The 308-nt window shown below is 66.2% G+C and carries 1 protein-coding gene; it reads left to right on the top strand.

What is annotated here, in order from left to right; genetic code table 11:
• The coding region (locus R0J92_RS22255; RefSeq protein WP_411053251.1) for an ATP-binding cassette domain-containing protein at positions 1 to 308 on the top strand (308 nt) is incomplete at both ends.

Raw genomic sequence — 308 nt, 5'->3', positions numbered from 1 at the left:
CCCGGCGAAGGGACGCAAACCCTTCCGCCGCATGGATGTTTACATGCTGAACGACACCGCGATGGAGGAGATGCGCAAGATGGGCATCAACCTGCGTGGTCCCGATCAGGCGGTAGGCACGCGCTCGGGCGGCGAACGCCAGACGGTGGCGATTGCCCGCGCGGGCTATTTTGGCGCACGGGTGCTGATCCTGGATGAGCCCACCTCGGCGCTGGGCGTGCGGCAGACCTCGCACGTGCTGGCGACCATTGACCGGGTGCGCAAGCAAGGGGTGGGGGTGGTCTTCATCAGCCACAACGTACGCCACG

The organism is Tritonibacter sp. SIMBA_163, from assembly GCF_046535935.1.
In the GTDB taxonomy this organism is placed as follows: Bacteria; Pseudomonadota; Alphaproteobacteria; order Rhodobacterales; family Rhodobacteraceae; genus Epibacterium; species Epibacterium scottomollicae.
This window is presented reverse-complemented; position numbering and strand designations above follow the sequence as displayed.